Source organism: Variovorax sp. OK212, from assembly GCF_900112425.1.
GTDB lineage: Bacteria > Pseudomonadota > Gammaproteobacteria > Burkholderiales > Burkholderiaceae_C > Variovorax.
Window position 1 is genome coordinate 25,797 of the sequence record NZ_FOLP01000033.1, and the last position, 18,314, is coordinate 44,110.

Sequence of the window (18,314 nt, forward strand, 5' to 3'; positions counted from 1 at the left end):
CGGAAACCGCGATGAATGTTGGTTCTGTTTCTCTTGACGAGCATTGCCTCAAGATTCTTTCTGCGCTGCAGCACGACGGCCGCCAGACGGTGCAACAGATTTCCGAGGCCGTGGGGCTCTCGCCCACGCCCTGCTGGAAACGCATCAAGGACATGGAAGCCGCCGGCGTGATCCGCGGCTACACCACCCTGGTCGACCCCGAGCTGGTGGGCCTGCACGTGTCGGCCGTGGCCGAGGTGAACCTCGACCGGCACAGCGAGGAGATGGTGCAGCGCTTCGAGCAGGCGGTGGCCGCGAGCCCGCAGATCATCCGCTGCGTGTCGGCCACCGGACCGGCCGACTACATCCTGAACGTGACCGTGCCCGACATGAAGCACTACGAGCGCTTTCTGCACGAGGTGCTGTTCAGCCTGCCGGGCGTGACGCACGTGCGCTCGAGCATCGTGCTGCGCGAGATCAAGTCGGAAACCGCGCTGCCGCTGGGGCACCTGCTGGCGGCGAAGGCGGGCGTGGCCAGCCCGCGGCGGGGCTGACCAGGCACGGGCCGCTGCCCGTTCCCCAACACCCGCTCCGCGCCCCGCGGCGCGCGGGTCAGGTCATCGCGCGATCGCGCCCGCTCTCCTTGGCCTTGTAGAGCGCAAGGTCGGCCGCTTCCACCAGTTGCCGTTCCCCTTCCTGCGCCCGTGCGCCTTGCAGGCTCGCGGCGCCGACGGTGGAGGTGACGCGCCCATGGGGGCTGGCGCGGTGCGGGATGTTCAGAGCGCGGATGCGCTCGAGCAGCAGATCGGCAACGCTGCGGGCGCCCTGCAGGTCGGTGTTGGGCAGGATCACGGCCAGTTCCTCGCCGCCATAGCGCGCCACCAGGTCGCCCGGGCGTTTGACGCCGTTGCTCAGTACCGCTGAAACCGCCTTCAGGCACTGGTCGCCGGCCACGTGCCCGTAGGTGTCGTTGAAGCGCTTGAAGTAGTCCAGGTCGAACAGCAGCAGGGAAACGGCCGTGCCCTCGCGCGCGGCGCGGCGGCATTCCAGCGTCAGCGCCTCGTCGAAGCTGCGGCGGTTGGCCAGTCCGGTGAGCTGGTCTTCGGCCGCAAGCAGCTCGAGCCGCCGGTTGGCCTTCAGAAGATCCTCGCGCGCGGCCAGCAACGAAGCCTCGGCGCTGATGCGGCGCTTGATGTTCACGACCAGCCGCCGGCCCCCGGCCGCCATGGCCGCCAGCAGGGCCGCCACCACGCCCAGTGTCAGCAGCGCCTGGTGCCGCCATGCCAGCAGCGCGTCGTCCCTGCCGAGCGCCACGGTGGTCACCACCGGATAGTGATCGCTCTTGCGAAAGGCGTAGAGCCGCTGCATGCCGTCGAGCGTGGAGCGAAACGACGCCGTGCCCGACGCCGTGTCGGCGTAGTGGCGCAGGAAGTTGGGCGACCTGGAGAAGTCGCGGCCCACGTCCTGCTCTCGGTAGGGGTAGCGCACCAGCAGCTGCCCGCCGGTGGTGGCCAGGCTGATGGCGCCGCTGCTGCCGATGTCGATCGCGCCGAACGGGCGCAGGAAGTTCTCGATGCCCAGCGCCGCGACGACCACGCCGGCAAACTTGCCGCTGCGGTCTTCCATGCGCCGGCTGACCGTGATCACCCACGCACCGGCGGACGGGCTTCGCACCGGCGATCCGATGAAGACCTCCCGCGACGGGTTGTCGCGATGGTGAACGAAGTAGGCGGCGCGCTCGGCGCTGCCGGCCACCGCCAGCAGGTCCGCGGTGGACTGCATCACCCAATCGCCGCGGGCGTCGATGATGCACAGGCCGTCGAGCTGGTTCAGCAGCTGCTCCTGGCGCCCGACCAGCAACTGCACGCGCCGCAGGTTCTGCGGGCCGGCGCCCTCGGTCTCCAGCCGTTCGGACACCCCCAGCAGCAGCATGGCGCTCTGCGAGAAGATGCCCTCGGCATAGGTGTTCAGCGCTTTTGCCAGGTTGAGGTTGTTGGTGTCGATCTCGGCCAGCGTGCGTTTGCGCGCCGACCAGACCTGCCACGCGGTGGCGGCCGACACCGAGATCACGACCGCCCACAGCAAGAACGTGGCAAGGCGAACGTCGCGCTTCACTGGGGCGACCCCTCGAACGAACTTGCTTTCATGCTTCCCTGAGACACCCATCCCGCGCCGCACGGCCCCATGCCGCGCCGACCTCGCGCTGCGCATCGCCGCGCAGACCAGCCCCGGACTCTATCCGACCGGCGAGGCAGCGGGACGACGGGCCGCAGGGCTACGCCGGCTGGTCCGCCAGCAGGCCCAGCGCGGCGGCGGCTTCGCGCGCGAGCACCATTGCGTCTTCGGGCGACCCCGCCACCCCGTAGACATAGTTGTCGGGCCGCACCAGCGCATGCGTGCAGGCATGGCGCGCGAACCAGTTCGCGGCCACGCCGTCGGCCTCGCGCCGGGCGCCCAGGTCGACGGTGCGCAGGCCGGGCAGCAGGCCGCCGTCAAGACCATCGGACAAGCGGGCCCCCTCGGCCAGCACCAGCCGCCAGCCGTGGCCGGCCACGTCGTCCATGCGGCGGCGCCCGCCGTCCGCCTCGAGCCAGGGCTGCGGAAAGAGACTGCCGCGCGCCGCATGCGCCTGCCGCGACAGCAGCCCCGCCGTGAGCCCCGGCAGGATGTCCTGGCGCGGCGTGTCCTTCACCTGCCCGCCGGCCTCGGCCAGCAGCCGGGCGTCGCGCGCGCGGGCCTTCACCGGGTCGCGCTCGCAGATCACCGCGCCCACGCCCTTGATGCGGCTCGTGAGTTCGCGCACATGCGCCTTGCGCTCGGCGCCGTAGCTGTCCAGCAGCGCCTGCGCGGCCGGCCCGACCACGTCGCCGCGCAGCGCGGCGCCCAGCTTCCACGACAGGTTGGCCACGTCGCGCACGCCCTGGCACATGCCCTGGCCCAGGAACGGCGGCTGCATGTGGGCCGCGTCGCCCGCAAGGAACACGCGCCCCTTGCGCCAGTCGGTGGCCACCAGCGCATGGAAGCGGTAGCTCGACTGGCGCCACAGCTCGCCGTCTTCCGGCGCGAGCCAGCGCGAGAGCAGCGCCCAGGTGCGCTCGGGCGTGGCCGCCGCCACCGGGTCTTCGCCGGGGTTGAGCGAGATTTCCCAGCGCCGGTGGTTGCCGGGCCCGATCACCATCGTGCAGGGCCGCTCGGGTTCGCAGTACTGCACGCTCACCTGGGGCAGCTTGGCCAGGCCGCGCTCGTTCACGCGCACGTCGACCACCAGCCAGGGCTCGTCGAAGTCGAGGTCTTCCAGCGGCATGCCCAGTTGCGTGCGCACGGTGCTGGAGCCGCCGTCGCAGGCGATGGCATAACGCGCGCGCACCTGCTGCGCGGCGCCGCCGGCGCCGGTGATGTCCAGCGAGACACCCTGCGCGTCCTGCGCCACGCCGCGCAGCTCGGCGCCGAGCTCCACCGTCACGTTCGCCAACTGCGCCACGCGCGCGCGCAGCGCGCGCTCCACCGGCGGCTGCGTGAACACCATCGAGGGCACATGGCCTTGCGGGTACGGCGGCGCCACCATGGTCATGCGCCGCACCAGCTGGCCGTCCACGCCGAAGTATTCCGACGGCGTGAAGGGCTCACAGAAGGGCGCGACGGCTTCCGCCACGCCGAGCTGCTGGAACACCCGCATGATCTCGTGGTCGAGCGCAATGGCGCGCGGAATCTGGTGCACGTCGTGCAGCCGTTCGCTCACGTGCACGCTCAGGCCCTGCTGCCCCAGCAGCGCCGCGGCGACCTGGCCCGCGGGGCCGTAGCCGACGATCGCGACGTCGTAGACCGGCCCGCTCATCGCGCCTCGTTCACGATCGCGTTGGCCAGCGTGCCGATGCGCTCGATCTCCACCTCGTAGGTGTCGCCGGCCTTCATCCACACCGGCGGCGTGCGCGCCTGGCCCACGCCGGCGGGCGTGCCCATGACGATCACGTCGCCCGGCTCCAGCGTGAGCACGTCGGCCAGCAGCGCGATGGTCTCGGCCACGTTGAAGATCATGTCGCTGGTGTTCGCGTCCTGCATCACCTGGCCGTTCAGGCGGCCCTGGATCTTCAGGCCCGCCGCGCCCGGCGGCAGTTCGTCGGCCGTCACCAGCAGCGGGCCGAAGGCGCCGGTGCCGTCGAAGTTCTTGCCGATGGTCCATTGCGGCGTGCGCTTCTGGTAGTCGCGCACGCTCATGTCGTTGAAACAGCTGTAGCCGAACACGTAGGCCAGCGCATCGGCCTCCCGGGTGTGGCGCGGCACCTTGCGCCCGATGACCACGGCCAGCTCGGCCTCGTAGTCGAACCTGGCGGAGACCGAGGGCACAACGCCGTCGTCGCCATGCGCGATCAGCGAGGAGGCGCCGCGAAAGAAGAACCACGGGTAGTCGGGCTTCTCGCGCCCGCCTTCCTTGGCGTGGTCGAAGTAGTTCAGGCCCAGGCACACGGTCTTGCCGGGTTCGGGAACGAGCGGTGCGAGCGGCACGCCGGCCAGGGCGACGCGCCTGGCGGCGCTGTCGCCGAGCGCCGCGCGCGCGGCGGCGTGCAAATCAGTGCCGGCCTTGAGCGCGGCGCGCAGGTCGGCGGGCACCTTCGGCTGGGCGTCGTTCAGGTCGATCAGGTCGTTGCCGTCGACGACGGCCAGGCGCGGTGCGCCGTCGCGCAGGTAGGTGGTGAATTTCATGAGGGTGCTTCTTTCAGGGAAATCGGTGGGGGATCAATCGGGCGCGAACAGCACGCGGCGCTGCGCCTCCTTGAGGCCGGGGCCCGGCGGGGGCGAGATGCCCCATTGGTCGACGCGCCCGGGCGGCCACTTCCAGTCTTCGGGGCCGCGCGGCTGGTAGTGCGCGTCGACCTGCTCGACCTCGGCCGTGTACTCGATGACCACGCCGAACGGGTCGATGAAGTAGTTGAAGAGGTTGTTGCCCGGCCCATGGCGTCCGGGGCCCCACTGGATCGGAAAGCCCGCGTCCTTCATGCGGCCGCCGCCACGCATGACCGATTCGCAGTCGGGCATCAGGAAGGCGATGTGGTTGAGCGCGTCGTTGTCGCTGATGCCCACCGCCAGCGTGTGGTGGTCGTGGTTGCAGTTCATGAAGGCGATGGCCACGGTGCGGTCGGCCAGCGTGAAGCCGAAGGCGCGGCCCAGGAAGGCCTGCGTCTCGTCGACCGCGTGGCTGTTGAGCACCACGTGCGTGAGGCGCAGCGGGCGGTCTTTCACCTCGGCGGCTTCGGCGCGTCGAAGGTCGCCATGCACCACCTGGAAGACGCGGCCGTGCGGGTCCTTGAGCGTGAAGCCCTGGCCGCCTGCGGGATCTTCGGTCAACGGCGCGATCGGCGCGATCGGCGACATCAAGGCGGCACCGGCTGCAACCGCCGCCTCGGCCACCGCCGCAAGCGCCTGCGCACTGCGCGCGCGCAGGCTCACGTGCCGGATCTGCGGCACCGGCCCGCCCTGGTGCAGCGCGAGCAGGTAGGCGTCGCTGCCGCTGCCGCGCAGGTAGACGGCGCCGTCGCGGCGGTCGGCCACGTCGAGGTTCCAGACCTGCGTGTAGAAGCGTTCGGCCTGCGCGAGATCGGGCATGTTCAGGGCCACGCTGCGCAGGCCCGCGATCCAGGGAGAGCTCATGGGGTGGGGCCTTTCATCGCTTGTTCCGTCCTTGCTGTCTGTGTCGGCTGCAGGCCGAGGAAGCGCTCGGCATTGCGGTGGACCAGCTGCGCCGTGGTGTCGGCGTCGAAGCCCGCGGCCTCGATGCGCTCGACCGGCGTGCGGTCATGGAAGTTGAAGGGGTGGTCGGTGCCGATGAGCAGCTGCGTGCCGCCGAAGGTGGCGACCAGGTGGCGCAGCATGGGCGTGTCGAACACCAGCGTGTCGTAGAACAGCCGCTGCGCCTGGGCCTGCGGCGATTCGTGGATGCCGTCGCGCAGCGCCGGGAACACGCCCCAGCCTTGCTGCAGCCGCGGCAGCAACGAAGCCAGCGTGCCGCCGCCGTGGCTGAAGGCGATGCGCAGCCCGGGCCGGCGCACCAGCAGGTTGGTGGTGATGACAGAGGCCGCGGCCAGGCCCACGTCGCCCGGGTAGCCCAGCACCTGCTGCAGCGGCGCCGGCCCCACCAGCCGCTCCATGCCGGCCGGCCGGATCGCATGCACGAACATCGCGGCGCCCAGCGCCTCGCAGGCCTCGAAGAACGGGTCGAAGGCCGGCGCGCCGATGGGCACGCCGTTGATGTTGCTGCCCACCTCCACGCCCGCGAAGCCCAGCGTCTTCACCGCGTACTCGAGCTCGCGGATGGCCAGGTCGACGTCCTGCAGCGGCACGGCGCCCAGCCCCGCGATGCGCCCGCCGCTCTGCGCGGCCATGGCGGCGATCTGGTCGTTGAGGTAGCGCAGCAGCTGCTGCGCGCCGGCCGGCGCCATCCAGTACGACAGCAGCTCGGGCATGGGCGAGACCACCTGCAGCGCGAGCCCCATGCCGGGCAGGTCTTCGAGGCGGCGGGCCGTGTCCCAGCACCTGTCGGACACGGTGCGGTACACCTTGCCCGAGATCATCACGTGGCGGTGGCAGGGTTGCGCGGGCGCCATCGACGGCCAGTCGGCCGGCATGGTGCGGCCGATGTAGGCGGGAAAATTCTCCGGAACGACGTGCGCGTGCACGTCGATGCCGCAGGTGCAGGACATGAGCGATGCCATCGTGCTCTGCGCCTTGCGCCCTATTCCGCCACGATGCCGAGCGCCTGCACCACCTTGCCCCAGCGCTCGCGCTCCGCGCGCATGAAGGCCTCGAACTCCGGCACCGACATGCGCGGCTCGGCCAGCGAGCCCAGCGTGAGCAGGCGCTGCACCACCTCGGGCTGGCGCAGCACCGATTCCAGGTCGGCGTTGAAACGCGAGACCACGTCCGCCGGCGTGCCGGCGGGTGCGAACAGGCCGTTCCAGCCGGTGTATTCGAAACCGGGGAAACGCTCCGACAGCGCGGGCACGTTCGGCATTTCGGACGAACGCCTGGCCGTGCTCACCGCCAGCGGCACCACCTGCCCGCCCTTCAGGTAGGCGGTGAGCGCCGCGTCGGGCAGGCACACCAGGTCGACCCGCCCGCCGATCACGTCCTGCATGGCGTCGGTGGCCTTGGTGTAGGGCACGTGGTTGAGCTTCACGCCGGCCATGTGGGCGACGCTGTCTGCCAGCATGCCCGAGAAGGTCTTGGGCCCTTCGGTGGCAATGGAGACCTGGCCCGGCTGCGCCTTCGCGCGGGCCAGCACCTCGCCCAGGTCCTTGCCCGGAAAGTTCGCGCCGGCCGCGAGCATGAAGGGGCTGCGCCCGACCAGGCGCACCGGCACGAAGTCTTTCGCGGGGTCGTAGGGCAGCTGCTTGAAGGTGAAGACGTTGGTGACCATCGCGGCGGTGGTCGCGTAATAGAAGGTGTAGCCGTCGGCCGGCGCGCGCGCGGCGGCCAGCGCGCCGATCACGTTCTGCCCGCCGGGGCGGTTGTCCACGATCAGCGGCTGGTTCCACTTCTTGGCGAGCTGGTCGCCGATGAAGCGCGCCAGGATGTCGGGGCCCGAGGCGGCCGGCTGCGACAGGATGAACTTGACGGGGCGTTGCGGCCATGCGCCGCCCTGCGCCAGGGCGCGGGTGGCCATCGGCAGCATGGGCAGCAGCGGCAACAGCGAAGCCGCGCGGGCGAAGTCTCTGCGTTTCATGTCTTTGTCTCCGGTCTGGCGGGGCGTGGACCGCCCTCAAGAAAGTCGTGCGACGCGCCTTGTTGCAGCGGTCAGCGGCGATCGTAGGAGCGCGGACCGAATCCGGTAAGTAGATAAGACGGATACATAGAATCCACGCCATGGATATTCGATCGATCGACCTGAACCTGCTCGTGATCTTCGAAGCGATGGCGCGGCACCGCAGCGTGAACCGCACCGCCGAGGCCGTGGGCCTGAGCCAGCCCGCCACCAGCGCCGCGCTGGCGCGGCTGCGCGCCGTGTTCGACGACCCGCTGTTCGTGCGCGCGGGCGCGCAGATGGAACCCACGCCGCGCGCGCAGGAACTCGCGCCTGCCGTGCAGCGCGTGGTGCAGATGATCCAGTCGGACATCCTGCAGCCCGCCGGTTTCGAGCCGGCCCATACCGGGCGCGGCTTCACCATCCTCACGCCCGACATCGGCGAGGTGGCCTTCCTGCCGGGCGTGCTGCGGCGGCTGCGCCAGGAGGCGCCGCACGTCACGCTGCGCGCGCTGGCCAAGCCCCGGCTCGCGGCGGCGCAGGCGCTGGAGGCGGGCGAGGCCGACCTGGCCGTGGGCTTCTTCCCCGACCTGCACAAGGCCGGCTACTTCCAGCAGGCGCTGTTCAAGACGTCGTACGCATGCATCGCCTGCGCGCGCAACAGCGCCGCCGGGCCGCGCATGACGCTCAAGCAGTACCTGTCGGCGCGCCACGTGGTGGTGCGCCCCGACGGGCGCGAGCACCACATCGACCGCCTGATCGAGGCCAAGGGCTGGCAGCGGCACGTGACCATGGAGCTGTCGCACTTCATGAGCCTGCTGGCGCTGCTGCCTGGCAGCGACCTGATCGCGACCGTGCCCGACGACATCGCCACCGTGGTGGGGCGGCATGTGCCGCTGAAGAAGATCGAGCTGCCGTTTCGCCCGCCGCAGATCCAGGTGCAGCAGTACTGGCACCGCCGGCTGCACAGCGACCCGGCCAACCGCTGGCTGCGCAAGGTGTTCTACGAGGTGAACCGGCGGGACGCCAACGCGGAGATGCCGCTGTAGGCGCCTTCCGGGCGCTTTCGATGGAGCCGCAGGCCTCATCGAAAAAATTTTCATCGCACCGGAATAAGCCGCCCCCTGCGGCGTCTACGTCTGCAACGGCCCACCAACAACCCCGTTGAGCCGACCCGACGAGGACACCCGATGCAGATGAAGTTTCCACGCCGGCTGCTGCGCCCCGGCGCACTGGCCCTGGGCGCCGCGGCATTCGCCTGCGCGGCGGCCGCCTTCGCCGCGATGCACGCGCCGCCCGAGTCCGCGGCGGCGAATGCCATCTCGCGTTTCATGGACGTCTGCACCTCCGGCGACCCCGCGCTGGCGGGCTTTGCCGCCGAGAACGATGCGGCCATGGCCCGGATGATGGCCGGCATGAGCATCAAGCCGTCGGGCAGCGTGGACCGCGACTTTGCCGAAATGATGATCGCGCACCACCAGGGCGCCATCGACATGGCGCAGGCCGAGCTGCGCCACGGCGCCAACGAACAGCTGCGGCGCATCGCGCAGGAAATCATCGTGGAGCAGCAGCAGGAGATCGCCGCGATGCGCCTGGCGCTCGGCCAGCCGCTGCCGCCCTCCGTGCCCGCGCCCACGCAGACCGGGCGCCTCTGAAGACCCGCGGCATCCCCACCGTACCCCCACCGTATCCCCTCGACGCAAGACACCACACAACATGAAACAGCACACCCTCTCCCGCTGGCTCACCGCCACCGCGCTGGCCGCCATTGCCGCCTGCGCCCAGGCCGGCCAGGCGCCGCTCGCGGCGGCCGATGCCGACATTCCCATGAGCCACCGCGACCGCGTGTACACGGCGGAGCAGTTCTCCAACACCGTGTCGGTCACCGACCCCGTCGACAACAGGCTGCTGGGCGTGATCCGCCTGGGCGACCCCGCGCCCGGCAACTTCAGCCCGCTGTACCGCGGCCAGGTGCTGGTGCACGGCATGGGCTTCTCGCCGGACCACCGCACGCTGGCCATCGTGTCGATCGGCTCGAACTCGGTGAGCTTCATCGACACGGCTACCAACGCGGTGAAGCACACCACCTACGTGGGCCGCTCGCCGCACGAGGCCTTCTTCACGCCCGACGGCAAGGAGGTGTGGGTCACGGTGCGCGGCGAAAACTACGTGTCGGTGCTCGACGCGGCCACCTTCGAGGAAAAGACCCGCATCACCACGCCCAACGGGCCGGGCATGCAGATCTTCTCGCCCGACGGCAGGTACGGCTACGTGTGCTCGTCGTTCAACCCCGAGACGGTGGTGATCGACACGGCCAGTAAGCAGATCGTCGGCCGGGTGAAGCAGGACAGCCCCTTCTGCCCCAACATCGCCGCCACGCCCGACGGCAAGCAGGTGTGGATGACGCTCAAGGACATCGGCCGCACGATGGTGTTCGACGCGAAGCCGCCGTTCGCGGTGATCAAGTCGTTCGACACGGGACCGATCACCAACCACGTCAACTTTGCGGCCACCGCCAGGGGCAGCTTCGCCTACGTCACCATCGGTGGCCTCAACGTCGTCAAGGTGTTCCGCACCGACGACTTCTCGCAGGTTGCGACCATTCCCGTGGGCAAGCTGCCGCACGGCATCTGGCCCTCGGGCGACGGCAAGCGTGTGTACGTGGGGCTGGAGAACGCCGACGCGCTGGCCGCCATCGACACCGCGACGAACACCGTGGTGGCGAACGTGCCGGTCGGCCAGGCGCCGCAGGCCATCGCCTATGTGCCCAACGCGGTGCCGGCCGATGCGGGCGACGGCACGCAGGGCCTGCAGCCGCCGGGGCTGGCCGGCCAGGTCGCGCACCTCACGCTGGTGCCGGTGGCGGCGCGCAAGGAAGCCGCCACGACCAATGCGCCCACCAGCGTCTCGCTGTTCGACCAGGGCCTGCTGCAGGTGCTGCAGGCCTCCGCGACCGGGCTGGAACCCAGGCAGCCCTATGTGCTGGCGCTGGCGGACAAGCCCGACGGCAGCGGCGCGCTGCAGCCGCTGGCGAACTTCACGACCAACCCGGCGGGCGCCGCGATCGTGAACGCGATCGGGCCGATCCGCCAGCAGGTGAAGGACGGCGCCGCGGGCGAAGCGCGGCGCTACCTGGTGATCGCGCCGCAGGCGGGCGGCAAGCCGGCGGCGCCGGTGCAGGTGCAGGCCCTTTGAGGGCATTGCGCTTTCGCGCGATTGACGGCACCGTGCGTCCATGAGCGACCTGATCCTGCTCGTCGAGCCGATGATCCCCGCATTGCGGCGCTATGCGCGCGCCTTGCTGCGGGACCGCGACCTGGCCGACGAGCTGGTGCAGGACTGCCTGGAGCGCGTGATCGCGCGCTGGGCGCAGCGCCGCGATGCGCAAGACACGCGCTCGTGGGTCTTCGCGATCCTGCACAACCTGGCCGTGCAGCGCATGCGCCAGCAGTCGCGCCGCGGCCTGCACCTGGCGATGGACCAGATCGACGAGGCCGAAGAGGCCGCGTTCAGCACGCCCGCGCCGCAGGAGCACCGCGTGCGGCACCACGAGCTGATGCGCGCGCTCGACGGCCTGCCCGAGGACCAGCGCGCGGTGCTGCTGCTGGTCGCGGTCGAAGACCTGTCCTATGCGCAGGCCGCCACGGCGCTCGACATTCCGGTGGGCACCGTGATGTCGCGCCTGGCCCGCGCGCGCCAGCGGCTGCATCGCATGCTCGACGGCGTCGACGCGATGCCCGCGGCCGGCCCACCGACGACCGGACCCTCGGCACACCCTCACCTGCGGAGACTGAAATGAACGGCGATCCTCCTGACGGACGTCCCATCCTCGAAGAGGACCTGCATGCCTACGTCGACGAGGCGCTCGATGCGCAGCGCCGCCGCGAGGTGCGGGACTACCTGCTGGAACACCCCGAAGCCGCGCGCGAGGTCGAGGCCCACGCGCTGCACCGGCAGGAACTGCGCGCCGCGCTGGCGCCGATTGCCGACGAGCCGCTGCCGCCCGGGTTGAACCTTGCGCGCATGGTGGCCGAGCATGAACGGCATGAACAGGACGAACGGCGCGCGCCGCATCGCCGCTGGCCCTGGGGCATGGCCGCGGCGGTGGTGCTCTCGCTCGGCGTGGGCGCCGGCGCGGGATGGTCGGTGCGCGGCGCGCCGGGCAGCGGCGACGCGGGCATCTTCGCGCTGGGCCGCGAAGCGGCGCGCAGCTACGACGTCTATGCATCGGACACCGCGCGGCCCGTGGAGATGGGGCCGTCGCAGCGCGCGGAGCTGGTCAGCTGGGTTTCTTCACGCCTGGGCCGCAAGGTGGCCATTCCCGATCTCACGCCCTCGGGCTACAGCTTCATGGGCGGGCGGCTGGTGATGACCGAGCACGGCCCGGCCGGACTTTTCATGTACGACGATGCCGGCGGCACGCGGCTGGCGCTGATGGTGCGCCCAATGGCGGTCGACCAGGACACACCCGTGATGCGGAAGATCGACGGCCCGCGCGCCGGCTATGCATGGGCCGACCAGGGGCTGGGCTACGGCGTGGTCGGCGCGAACGAGGCGGACGCGCTGCACCCGCTGGCGGACGAGATGCGCCGCCAGATCGGCGCGGACCTCAAGGTCAAGGTCAAGAGCTAACTGGCTGGCCAGGCCCGCGTGCGGTGCCGAGCCCCGTGGCCTGCAACGCGGCCAGTTCCTCCTCGGCCAGCGCCAGGAACCCCTGCCCCAGCTGCGACAGCGGCCGGTTGACGTTGCTCACGCTGTAGATGGGGAACTGCGGCGCGCCCGGCACCTCGACGAAGGCCAGGCCCTCTTGCCGGTGCGCGCGCGCCGAGAGGTCGTCGACGAACGCGATGCCCGCGCCCGCCGCGGCCATGGCGCAGGCGGCGTAGCCCGATCGCACCTCGGCGCCCACCTGGCGCGCGATGCCCTGCTGTTCGAGCCATTGGTCGATCAGCCGGGTCTGCGGCGCCTCGGGGCTGTAGACCACCAGCCGCTGGCGCAACGCGGCGGCCAGGTCGAAAGGCCGGGTCTGCAGCAGCGCATGCGCCTGCGGCAGCGCGCACAGCAAGGTCCACCGGCCGATCTCGCGCACGTCGAGCGCGGGGTGGTCCAGCGGCGCGCTGGTGATGGCCACGTCGGCCTCCTCGGCCACCAGCAGCTTGACGATCTCGCGCGTGGGCAATGTCTCGAAGAACACCTTCGACTGGGCGAAGCGCTCCAGCAGCCGCGCGGTGGTGCGCGGCACCAGCTGCAGGCCGGTGTTGGCGCTGGCCAGCACGCGCAAGGTGGCGTGGTCGCCGAAGCGCAGGTGCGCCGCCACGTCCTGCAGGTGGTGCACGCCGAGGTAGACCTTCTCCACTTCCGCGTAGAGCGTGTGCGCCTCGGGCGTGGCCACCAGCCGGCCGTTGCGCCGCTCGAACAGCGCCACGCCCAGCTGCAGCTCGAAATGCCGCAGCAGCCGGCTGATGCCGGGCTGCGACACGTGCAGCAGGCGCGCGGCATGGGTGGTGGAGCCGGTGGTCATGACGGCCCGGAAGACTTCGATCTGGCGCAGATTCATGGCGCGAGGCTAGCGCAAGTGCGGTGCGCGCCTGCGGTGTTCGTGGGCCCGGGGCAGGGCGGCGCGGCAGCCGAGCACCTGGCCTGTGAAGGACTGGGCGCTTGGCATGCCATGGAATCGGTGCTGCGCCGATCGAACCCTCGGGCACCCCTTCATCTCCCCATCGCAGAAGCGATCGCCGCGATCGTCAAGGTAATTGGGGGAATCACTCATCGCGATGCGCCTCCAGTGGCTGAAAGTACTCCCACGTTCGAGGGATTGCGGCTTGTGCATGCATCCTGCAAGCTCCGGAGGCGCGAGAAGAAGGCGAGCGGTGTTGCACCAACTGAAGTGCTTCAAGACGCTTGCTGCCGCCGAGATCACAGATACGACGGAAGAAGTTTGAAGCATCGATCCGAGCGCACGGATCCCAATCCACACTGAGGGAGCTGCAGATGGCACAACTGGTTTTTGTTCATGGTGTCGCTACTCGCGACACACCGGAATATCAGACGGCAGTCAAGAATCGCGACAAGCTTTTTCAAGAGCTTCTGTTTGCCGGACACGATGCCACGATCCACTCGCCGATGTGGGGCCAGTTCGTGCCGGCGATTCCGGGTGGGGTTTTCGACACCAACGGAGGAGTCGCGACCTTTTCCATCAATGTAGGCGCTCCTCCAGCTTTTGGCGGCGGCCTGATGGGGGATGGTCAAGCCGCGGCTGCGTCCGATGTTTCCATCGGTGCCGTTGGCAAACAGGATCCGGTGGCGGCCCTTGATGCCATTTGCTCGGAGATTGTCGATCGGGCCGACCGTGAGAATCGGCACCTCAACCCCGAAGAACTCGACGCATTCCGTCGAGCGTTCGAACTCATCGCCTCAGACAGTGCCGCAACGGCATTCGCAGGCGATGCAAGTCCTCAAACGATCGCCGATCAACTGACCGTGGAGACGGCCAAAGCATACGGGTTCGGAAGTCTGATTGGAGATGCCGTCTCGGCTGTCACGGACCGGGTGCGCAACGCGGCTTCCACGCTTGGTTTCGACGCCGTAAGAGGAAGACTCAGCCCGGCGATTGGTCTCTTCATGAGCGACGTCTTCGTCTACCTGAAGAAAGGCGAGCACCGCGAGAAAATCAGAAGCGAGATCTGCAAGGCCCTCATCCAGGCCCATGAGAAGACGAAGGCGCAGAACGGTCCCTTCGTGGTGGTCGGGCACAGCATGGGGGGTGTCATTCTTGTCGACATGCTGACAAATCCCGGTTCGGCGAATCTCCCGGACGGATTCAGCGTCGATGCCCTTCTGACTGTCGGGTCACAACCGGGGTTCTTCGCCGCCCTCGATCTCCTCGAGCAAAACTTGCCGCTCGGGTCGGCGCGCCGCAAGCCTGACTGCGTTGGGCACTGGCTCAATGTTTTCGACCCGATCGACCCTCTCGCTTTTCGAACGGACATGATTTACGAGAATGCAGTCGACCTCGAATTCAATTCTGTAGCGGGAATCACGCAGGCGCATACGAAATACTTCCAACGCCCGCAGTTCTACGCACGCGCGCGCAAGCGGCTTCAGGATTTCGGGGTTCTTTGAAGCCGCGCCAATGACGATGCTGCTTGATCGCCCCGTTCAGGGCCCGAAGACCCACGCTTTTGTCATTGGGGTGGGCAAGTATCCGCATGCAAAGACAGGCATGGGCGTACAGGACAACCTTCGCAGGGTGCCCGATCTTCCCAGTGCGGCGGACAGCGCGAAACTGATGTGCAACTGGCTGCTCGACAACCAGGACCGGCTTTGCGCCCCGCTTGGCACTCTGGACGTGCTGATATCGGACCCCATCACTCCCAACCACCGCTACCCGTGGGCAAGGGGGCCAGTCGACGCAGCCACCGAGGCCAACGTCGCGGCGAGGGGACTCCAATGGTTCAATCGTGTTGTCGCGGAGCCCGGCAACGTGGCGCTTTTCTATTGTTGCGGCCATGGCGCATCGCATTTGCAGCAACCTACGTTGTTTCTCGAGGATCTGAATCAGAACCTGACGAATGTCTGGACGCACATCAATTTGGGCATGCTCGCGCATTCGTTGCAAAAGAACCAGTCCATCTCGGCCGCCTTCCTGTTTTCCGATGCATGCGGTCAATTCGTGCCTGAGTTCGAACTTGGAAAGGCGCAGGACTGCCGGTTCTTCGCTATGCCGAACCTGTTCGAGATATCCCGCAACCAGGTGTCGTTGCTATGCGCCGCTCCCGAGGGGCAACTGGCTTACGAGGGCGCCGACAAAGGAGGCAGCGACCTCATGTTCGGGCGCTTCACGCAGGCGCTGATCAAGGGGCTGAGCGGCTCCTCCGCGCGATGGTCCAAGAACAGATGGGGTGTCAGCAGTCGCGATCTGCTTGGCGATCTCAAATCCCTGCGCCGCGTCTTCTTCAGCCACTGGGGCGAGAACCAGCCCTTCGAGCCCTATCAATCCGTCACTCAAACGGACCCGATTCCGATCGTTTTTCCAGACAAGTTCGAATTGCCGCTCGTCATCATGACGGACCCGCCCGAGCGCATGTCGCACTACAACTTCATCATCAGCAAGAAGAACGACCCGACACCGCCATGGCTGCAGAACAGGGATGCGGGTCACGCGAGCGCGTGGAACACAACCGTACCTCCGGGCCTTGATGCTCTCTACGCGGTCGCGGTGCAAGGGCAGAACCACTACCCATTGCTTTTCCAGCCGAAAGAACCCTTGTTCGACCAGTGGGTGTCAGTGCCATGACAACAAGCCTGTACTTCGAAGCGCCAAACGACCTTTCCGTTGGGCGTGTCCAGATCCAGGGCAACGGTCAGACAATTGCCGAATGGGTCGCGACCCCTGACAACCGCATGTTCCAGCAGGACGATCTGAAACCGGGCTTCTACTCGGCCGAGATCGGTCCCGCCGGAGTCTCTCCTCAGTCCGTGGTTTTCGAGATTCACGAGGGCCGGGCCAACAATGTGGTTCTGCCACCTTTTTCAGCACTGTCTTCGTCGGGAAGCAACACGAGTTTCTACGACACAGACAGCCAGAAAAACGTTGCGGAAGCTCCGTATCTGGCGAATGCGGATGCCGGAGAAAACCTGGATCAAGCTGCGCATCGGACTGCCACGTACTCTCGCTTCGCACGCGAGAGCATTTCGGATTTCCGACAGTCGCAGGCGGTTCCCATTTCGAAGGAGCAGCGGCGCATCACCATCGGCCTGTCGGAAGAGAAAAGCGGCCGGGAGACATTCGACAAGTTTTGCGGCCAGCCAAGGATCGAGCTGTTCTCCGGCCGGGTGGAGATCGAGATCCCTGCCGACCCGAAGCGCGATCACTGGGCTGGCCATCGGGTGAGGCTTTCGGCCGCCATCGAAAAGGTGCGGATCGAAAGATGCCTTCTCCCTCTGTATCGCGGTGGGACGAGGATCACGGTAACGGCTCCGCCTTTCGCTCCGTCAGATCTTGAGTTCGGCATCGTGCCGATCGATCCCAGGTTGCGGGCGCTCGTACGGGCGCTGGATGCCGGAACCTCAGCCGAAGTGACCGCGGTTCGCGACGACGTACTCGACAAGGATGATCCGGACTCCCTGCTGTCCCCTCACGCCGACCCCTGGGCTGCCATTCTCGTGGGCCTTCTCGCGATCCGCTTTCCGGAGATATTTCAGCCAATCGATCGGGCATGGGCCGACCTGCTCGTGGAGCGGGCAGGCTGGGCCTTTGACACGCATGTCATCCGGGCCAGCCAGGCGCTCAACGCGGGACGAGGTACTTCATCGGAAGGCCAGAATGAAGCGGTCGCCGAGGCGGTTGCATTTCTCGCCAGGGCTCAAGTCGCGGGATCACCTTACTACCGCTTCACCAACCAGCTCTTCGCAGAGATGGCTTCCGGCATCGTTGAATACCTCAGAACCAACAGGCCTTTTGTCGATCCGGTCTGCGTGAAGCGATTCGAACAAATCTACGGGCGCTGGCGGCGCGAGCTCCCGCTTCAACGCGGCGCGGGATCGATGTTCACATGGCTTGCGCGCGATCAAGCGGCCTTGAAGGCGCACAAGATTCTGACGCCCAATCGATCCTCGTCCGGCAGACTGCGTCCGAGAGACACCTTGGTCATATTCGAAGGACAGGTAAGCGCGGGCCAGGTCGCGTTCATCGGAGGAACTCCAGGCGCTCTTCAACACCTGCTTTCAGAAGGTCCTCTTGCCTCCGAAGTTCCGGGGCATCCGGAAGATGCGCTGGCCTGGGACGAACTTTCTCGCATGCCGGCCCTCGGCCGGGCTCCGGGGCCTCCGGCCGATCCGAACAGAGGCCGGTTTGGTGGCGCTGCAAGTCGCGGGGGATTTCACCTGACGGCGGACTTCGCGTCGACGAAACGCCGTGATCGGGTCACGATCAACCTCACGGTGGAGGCCGAGCGGCTGGAGCAAACCGCGCTCGCCGACGTCGCGTGGTTCATTCTTCATCCCACGTTCTCGCCTGCGGTTCTGAAGGCGACGTTTCGTGCAGGCCGGGCGCGAATGAGCATCGAGGCATGGGGAGGATTCACGGTGGGCGTGTGGCTGCCCAAGGCAGGTGTCGAACTTGAACTCGACCTGGCCAAGATCGAAGGAGCCCCAAGAATCATCAGGCTCCGGTAGCTGAAGAACCGCCGGGCTGTACAGGGCGAGAGCTTCGGACAGCAGGTGGCTTCGGCGGCTTGTCGGAAGTTGCGTTGTCGATGGCGGGCTTCGACGTCGCCGTCGCGGCAATGGGCGCGGTCGCCAGGGCCGGACGCAGTTCCGCGAACGGGGCCAGCGGCTTGCGGTGTTTCCCCGGCCCACCTTGCGGTCGACTCCCTGCTGTCGATCGAGAGTCCGCGTGCTGGAAGCGACGTCATTCGTGCCGTTACTTTCCGTTGGTGTCGCCATGCTTGCACGCGCCGCACAACGATGGCGCGCGTACCGGTCGCCCGCCGGCCAAGCGATCGGCGCAGGTCATCGAAGCCGGCGCCTGCAGCGCGCGCAAAGCAGCTTTTCGTTCCCTGCTGTTTCACCGGCCGCACGCGCCCATAGACTGACCGAC

Annotated in this window: 16 protein-coding genes; 9 read left to right on the top strand and 7 right to left on the bottom strand. The window is 68.1% G+C overall.

The window, feature by feature from the left end; all coding sequences use genetic code 11:
- Positions 1-11 precede the first annotated feature (11 nt).
- A complete protein-coding gene (locus tag BM004_RS38505) occupies positions 12-533 on the top strand; it encodes an Lrp/AsnC family transcriptional regulator (RefSeq protein WP_093131321.1) in 522 nt (173 codons plus the stop codon).
- 58 nt (positions 534-591) lie between these two features.
- On the opposite strand, the gene BM004_RS38510 is transcribed toward BM004_RS38505, so the two are convergent.
- The 6 genes from BM004_RS38510 to BM004_RS38535 form a co-directional block, all read right to left on the bottom strand.
- Positions 592-2,094 carry a GGDEF domain-containing protein gene (locus BM004_RS38510; RefSeq protein WP_371271226.1) on the bottom strand — a complete coding sequence of 501 codons (1,503 nt, stop codon included), beginning with the start codon at positions 2,092-2,094 and terminating at the stop codon, positions 592-594.
- A gap of 160 nt (positions 2,095-2,254) precedes the next feature.
- Positions 2,255-3,814, bottom strand: coding sequence for a bifunctional 3-(3-hydroxy-phenyl)propionate/3-hydroxycinnamic acid hydroxylase (locus BM004_RS38515; protein ID WP_093221884.1), 1,560 nt, complete (start codon positions 3,812-3,814; stop codon positions 2,255-2,257).
- Positions 3,811-4,680 (bottom strand): fumarylacetoacetate hydrolase family protein, encoded by an 870-nt coding sequence (locus BM004_RS38520; protein ID WP_093221885.1) that lies wholly within the window; start codon positions 4,678-4,680, stop codon positions 3,811-3,813. Before BM004_RS38520 ends, BM004_RS38515 begins: the two co-directional genes overlap by 4 nt.
- Before the next feature lie 33 nt (positions 4,681-4,713).
- Positions 4,714-5,625 (bottom strand): VOC family protein, encoded by a 912-nt coding sequence (locus tag BM004_RS38525; RefSeq protein WP_093221888.1) that lies wholly within the window; start codon positions 5,623-5,625, stop codon positions 4,714-4,716.
- On the bottom strand, positions 5,622-6,686 hold the full coding sequence (locus BM004_RS38530) for an amidohydrolase family protein (RefSeq protein WP_093221891.1): 1,065 nt from the start codon (positions 6,684-6,686) through the stop codon (positions 5,622-5,624). The genes BM004_RS38525 and BM004_RS38530 overlap by 4 nt, the downstream gene beginning before the upstream one ends.
- Before the next feature lie 20 nt (positions 6,687-6,706).
- Positions 6,707-7,696, bottom strand: coding sequence for a Bug family tripartite tricarboxylate transporter substrate binding protein (locus BM004_RS38535; protein WP_093131332.1), 990 nt, complete (start codon positions 7,694-7,696; stop codon positions 6,707-6,709).
- Positions 7,697-7,836: 140 nt separating this feature from the next.
- On the opposite strand from BM004_RS38535, the gene BM004_RS38540 reads away from it, so the two are divergent.
- The 5 genes from BM004_RS38540 to BM004_RS38560 all read left to right on the top strand — a co-directional run bounded on the left by BM004_RS38540 (position 7,837) and on the right by BM004_RS38560 (position 12,346).
- Positions 7,837-8,763, top strand: coding sequence for a LysR family transcriptional regulator (locus BM004_RS38540; protein WP_093131334.1), 927 nt, complete (start codon positions 7,837-7,839; stop codon positions 8,761-8,763).
- 141 nt (positions 8,764-8,904) lie between these two features.
- Positions 8,905-9,369: a DUF305 domain-containing protein gene (locus tag BM004_RS38545; RefSeq protein ID WP_371271228.1), complete on the top strand. Its 465-nt coding sequence runs from the start codon at positions 8,905-8,907 to the stop codon at positions 9,367-9,369.
- Positions 9,370-9,430: 61 nt separating this feature from the next.
- Positions 9,431-10,909: a YncE family protein gene (locus tag BM004_RS38550; RefSeq protein WP_093221893.1), complete on the top strand. Its 1,479-nt coding sequence runs from the start codon at positions 9,431-9,433 to the stop codon at positions 10,907-10,909.
- 40 nt (positions 10,910-10,949) lie between these two features.
- Positions 10,950-11,513 carry a sigma-70 family RNA polymerase sigma factor gene (locus BM004_RS38555; RefSeq protein ID WP_093221895.1) on the top strand — a complete coding sequence of 188 codons (564 nt, stop codon included), beginning with the start codon at positions 10,950-10,952 and terminating at the stop codon, positions 11,511-11,513.
- Positions 11,510-12,346 (top strand): anti-sigma factor family protein, encoded by an 837-nt coding sequence (locus BM004_RS38560; RefSeq protein ID WP_093221897.1) that lies wholly within the window; start codon positions 11,510-11,512, stop codon positions 12,344-12,346. The genes BM004_RS38555 and BM004_RS38560 overlap by 4 nt, the downstream gene beginning before the upstream one ends.
- Here the strand turns inward: BM004_RS38560 and BM004_RS38565 are convergent.
- Complete coding sequence (locus tag BM004_RS38565) at positions 12,336-13,271, bottom strand: LysR family transcriptional regulator (protein ID WP_093131342.1); 936 nt, start codon at positions 13,269-13,271, stop codon at positions 12,336-12,338. The genes BM004_RS38560 and BM004_RS38565 overlap by 11 nt on opposite strands.
- A 434-nt stretch (positions 13,272-13,705) precedes the next feature.
- Here BM004_RS38565 and BM004_RS38570 point away from each other — a divergent pair, with 434 nt between their 5' ends.
- Genes BM004_RS38570 through BM004_RS38580 form a run of 3 tightly spaced genes read left to right on the top strand, consistent with a single transcriptional unit; the run spans position 13,706 to position 17,890 of the window.
- Entirely contained in the window at positions 13,706-14,836 is a 1,131-nt protein-coding gene (locus BM004_RS38570; protein WP_143072658.1) for a hypothetical protein, read from the top strand.
- A gap of 10 nt (positions 14,837-14,846) precedes the next feature.
- Complete coding sequence (locus BM004_RS38575; protein WP_093221902.1) at positions 14,847-16,010, top strand: caspase family protein; 1,164 nt, start codon at positions 14,847-14,849, stop codon at positions 16,008-16,010.
- A complete protein-coding gene (locus BM004_RS38580; RefSeq protein WP_093221905.1) occupies positions 16,007-17,890 on the top strand; it encodes a pYEATS domain-containing protein in 1,884 nt (627 codons plus the stop codon). Before BM004_RS38575 ends, BM004_RS38580 begins: the two co-directional genes overlap by 4 nt.
- Positions 17,891-18,314: the final 424 nt, after the last annotated feature.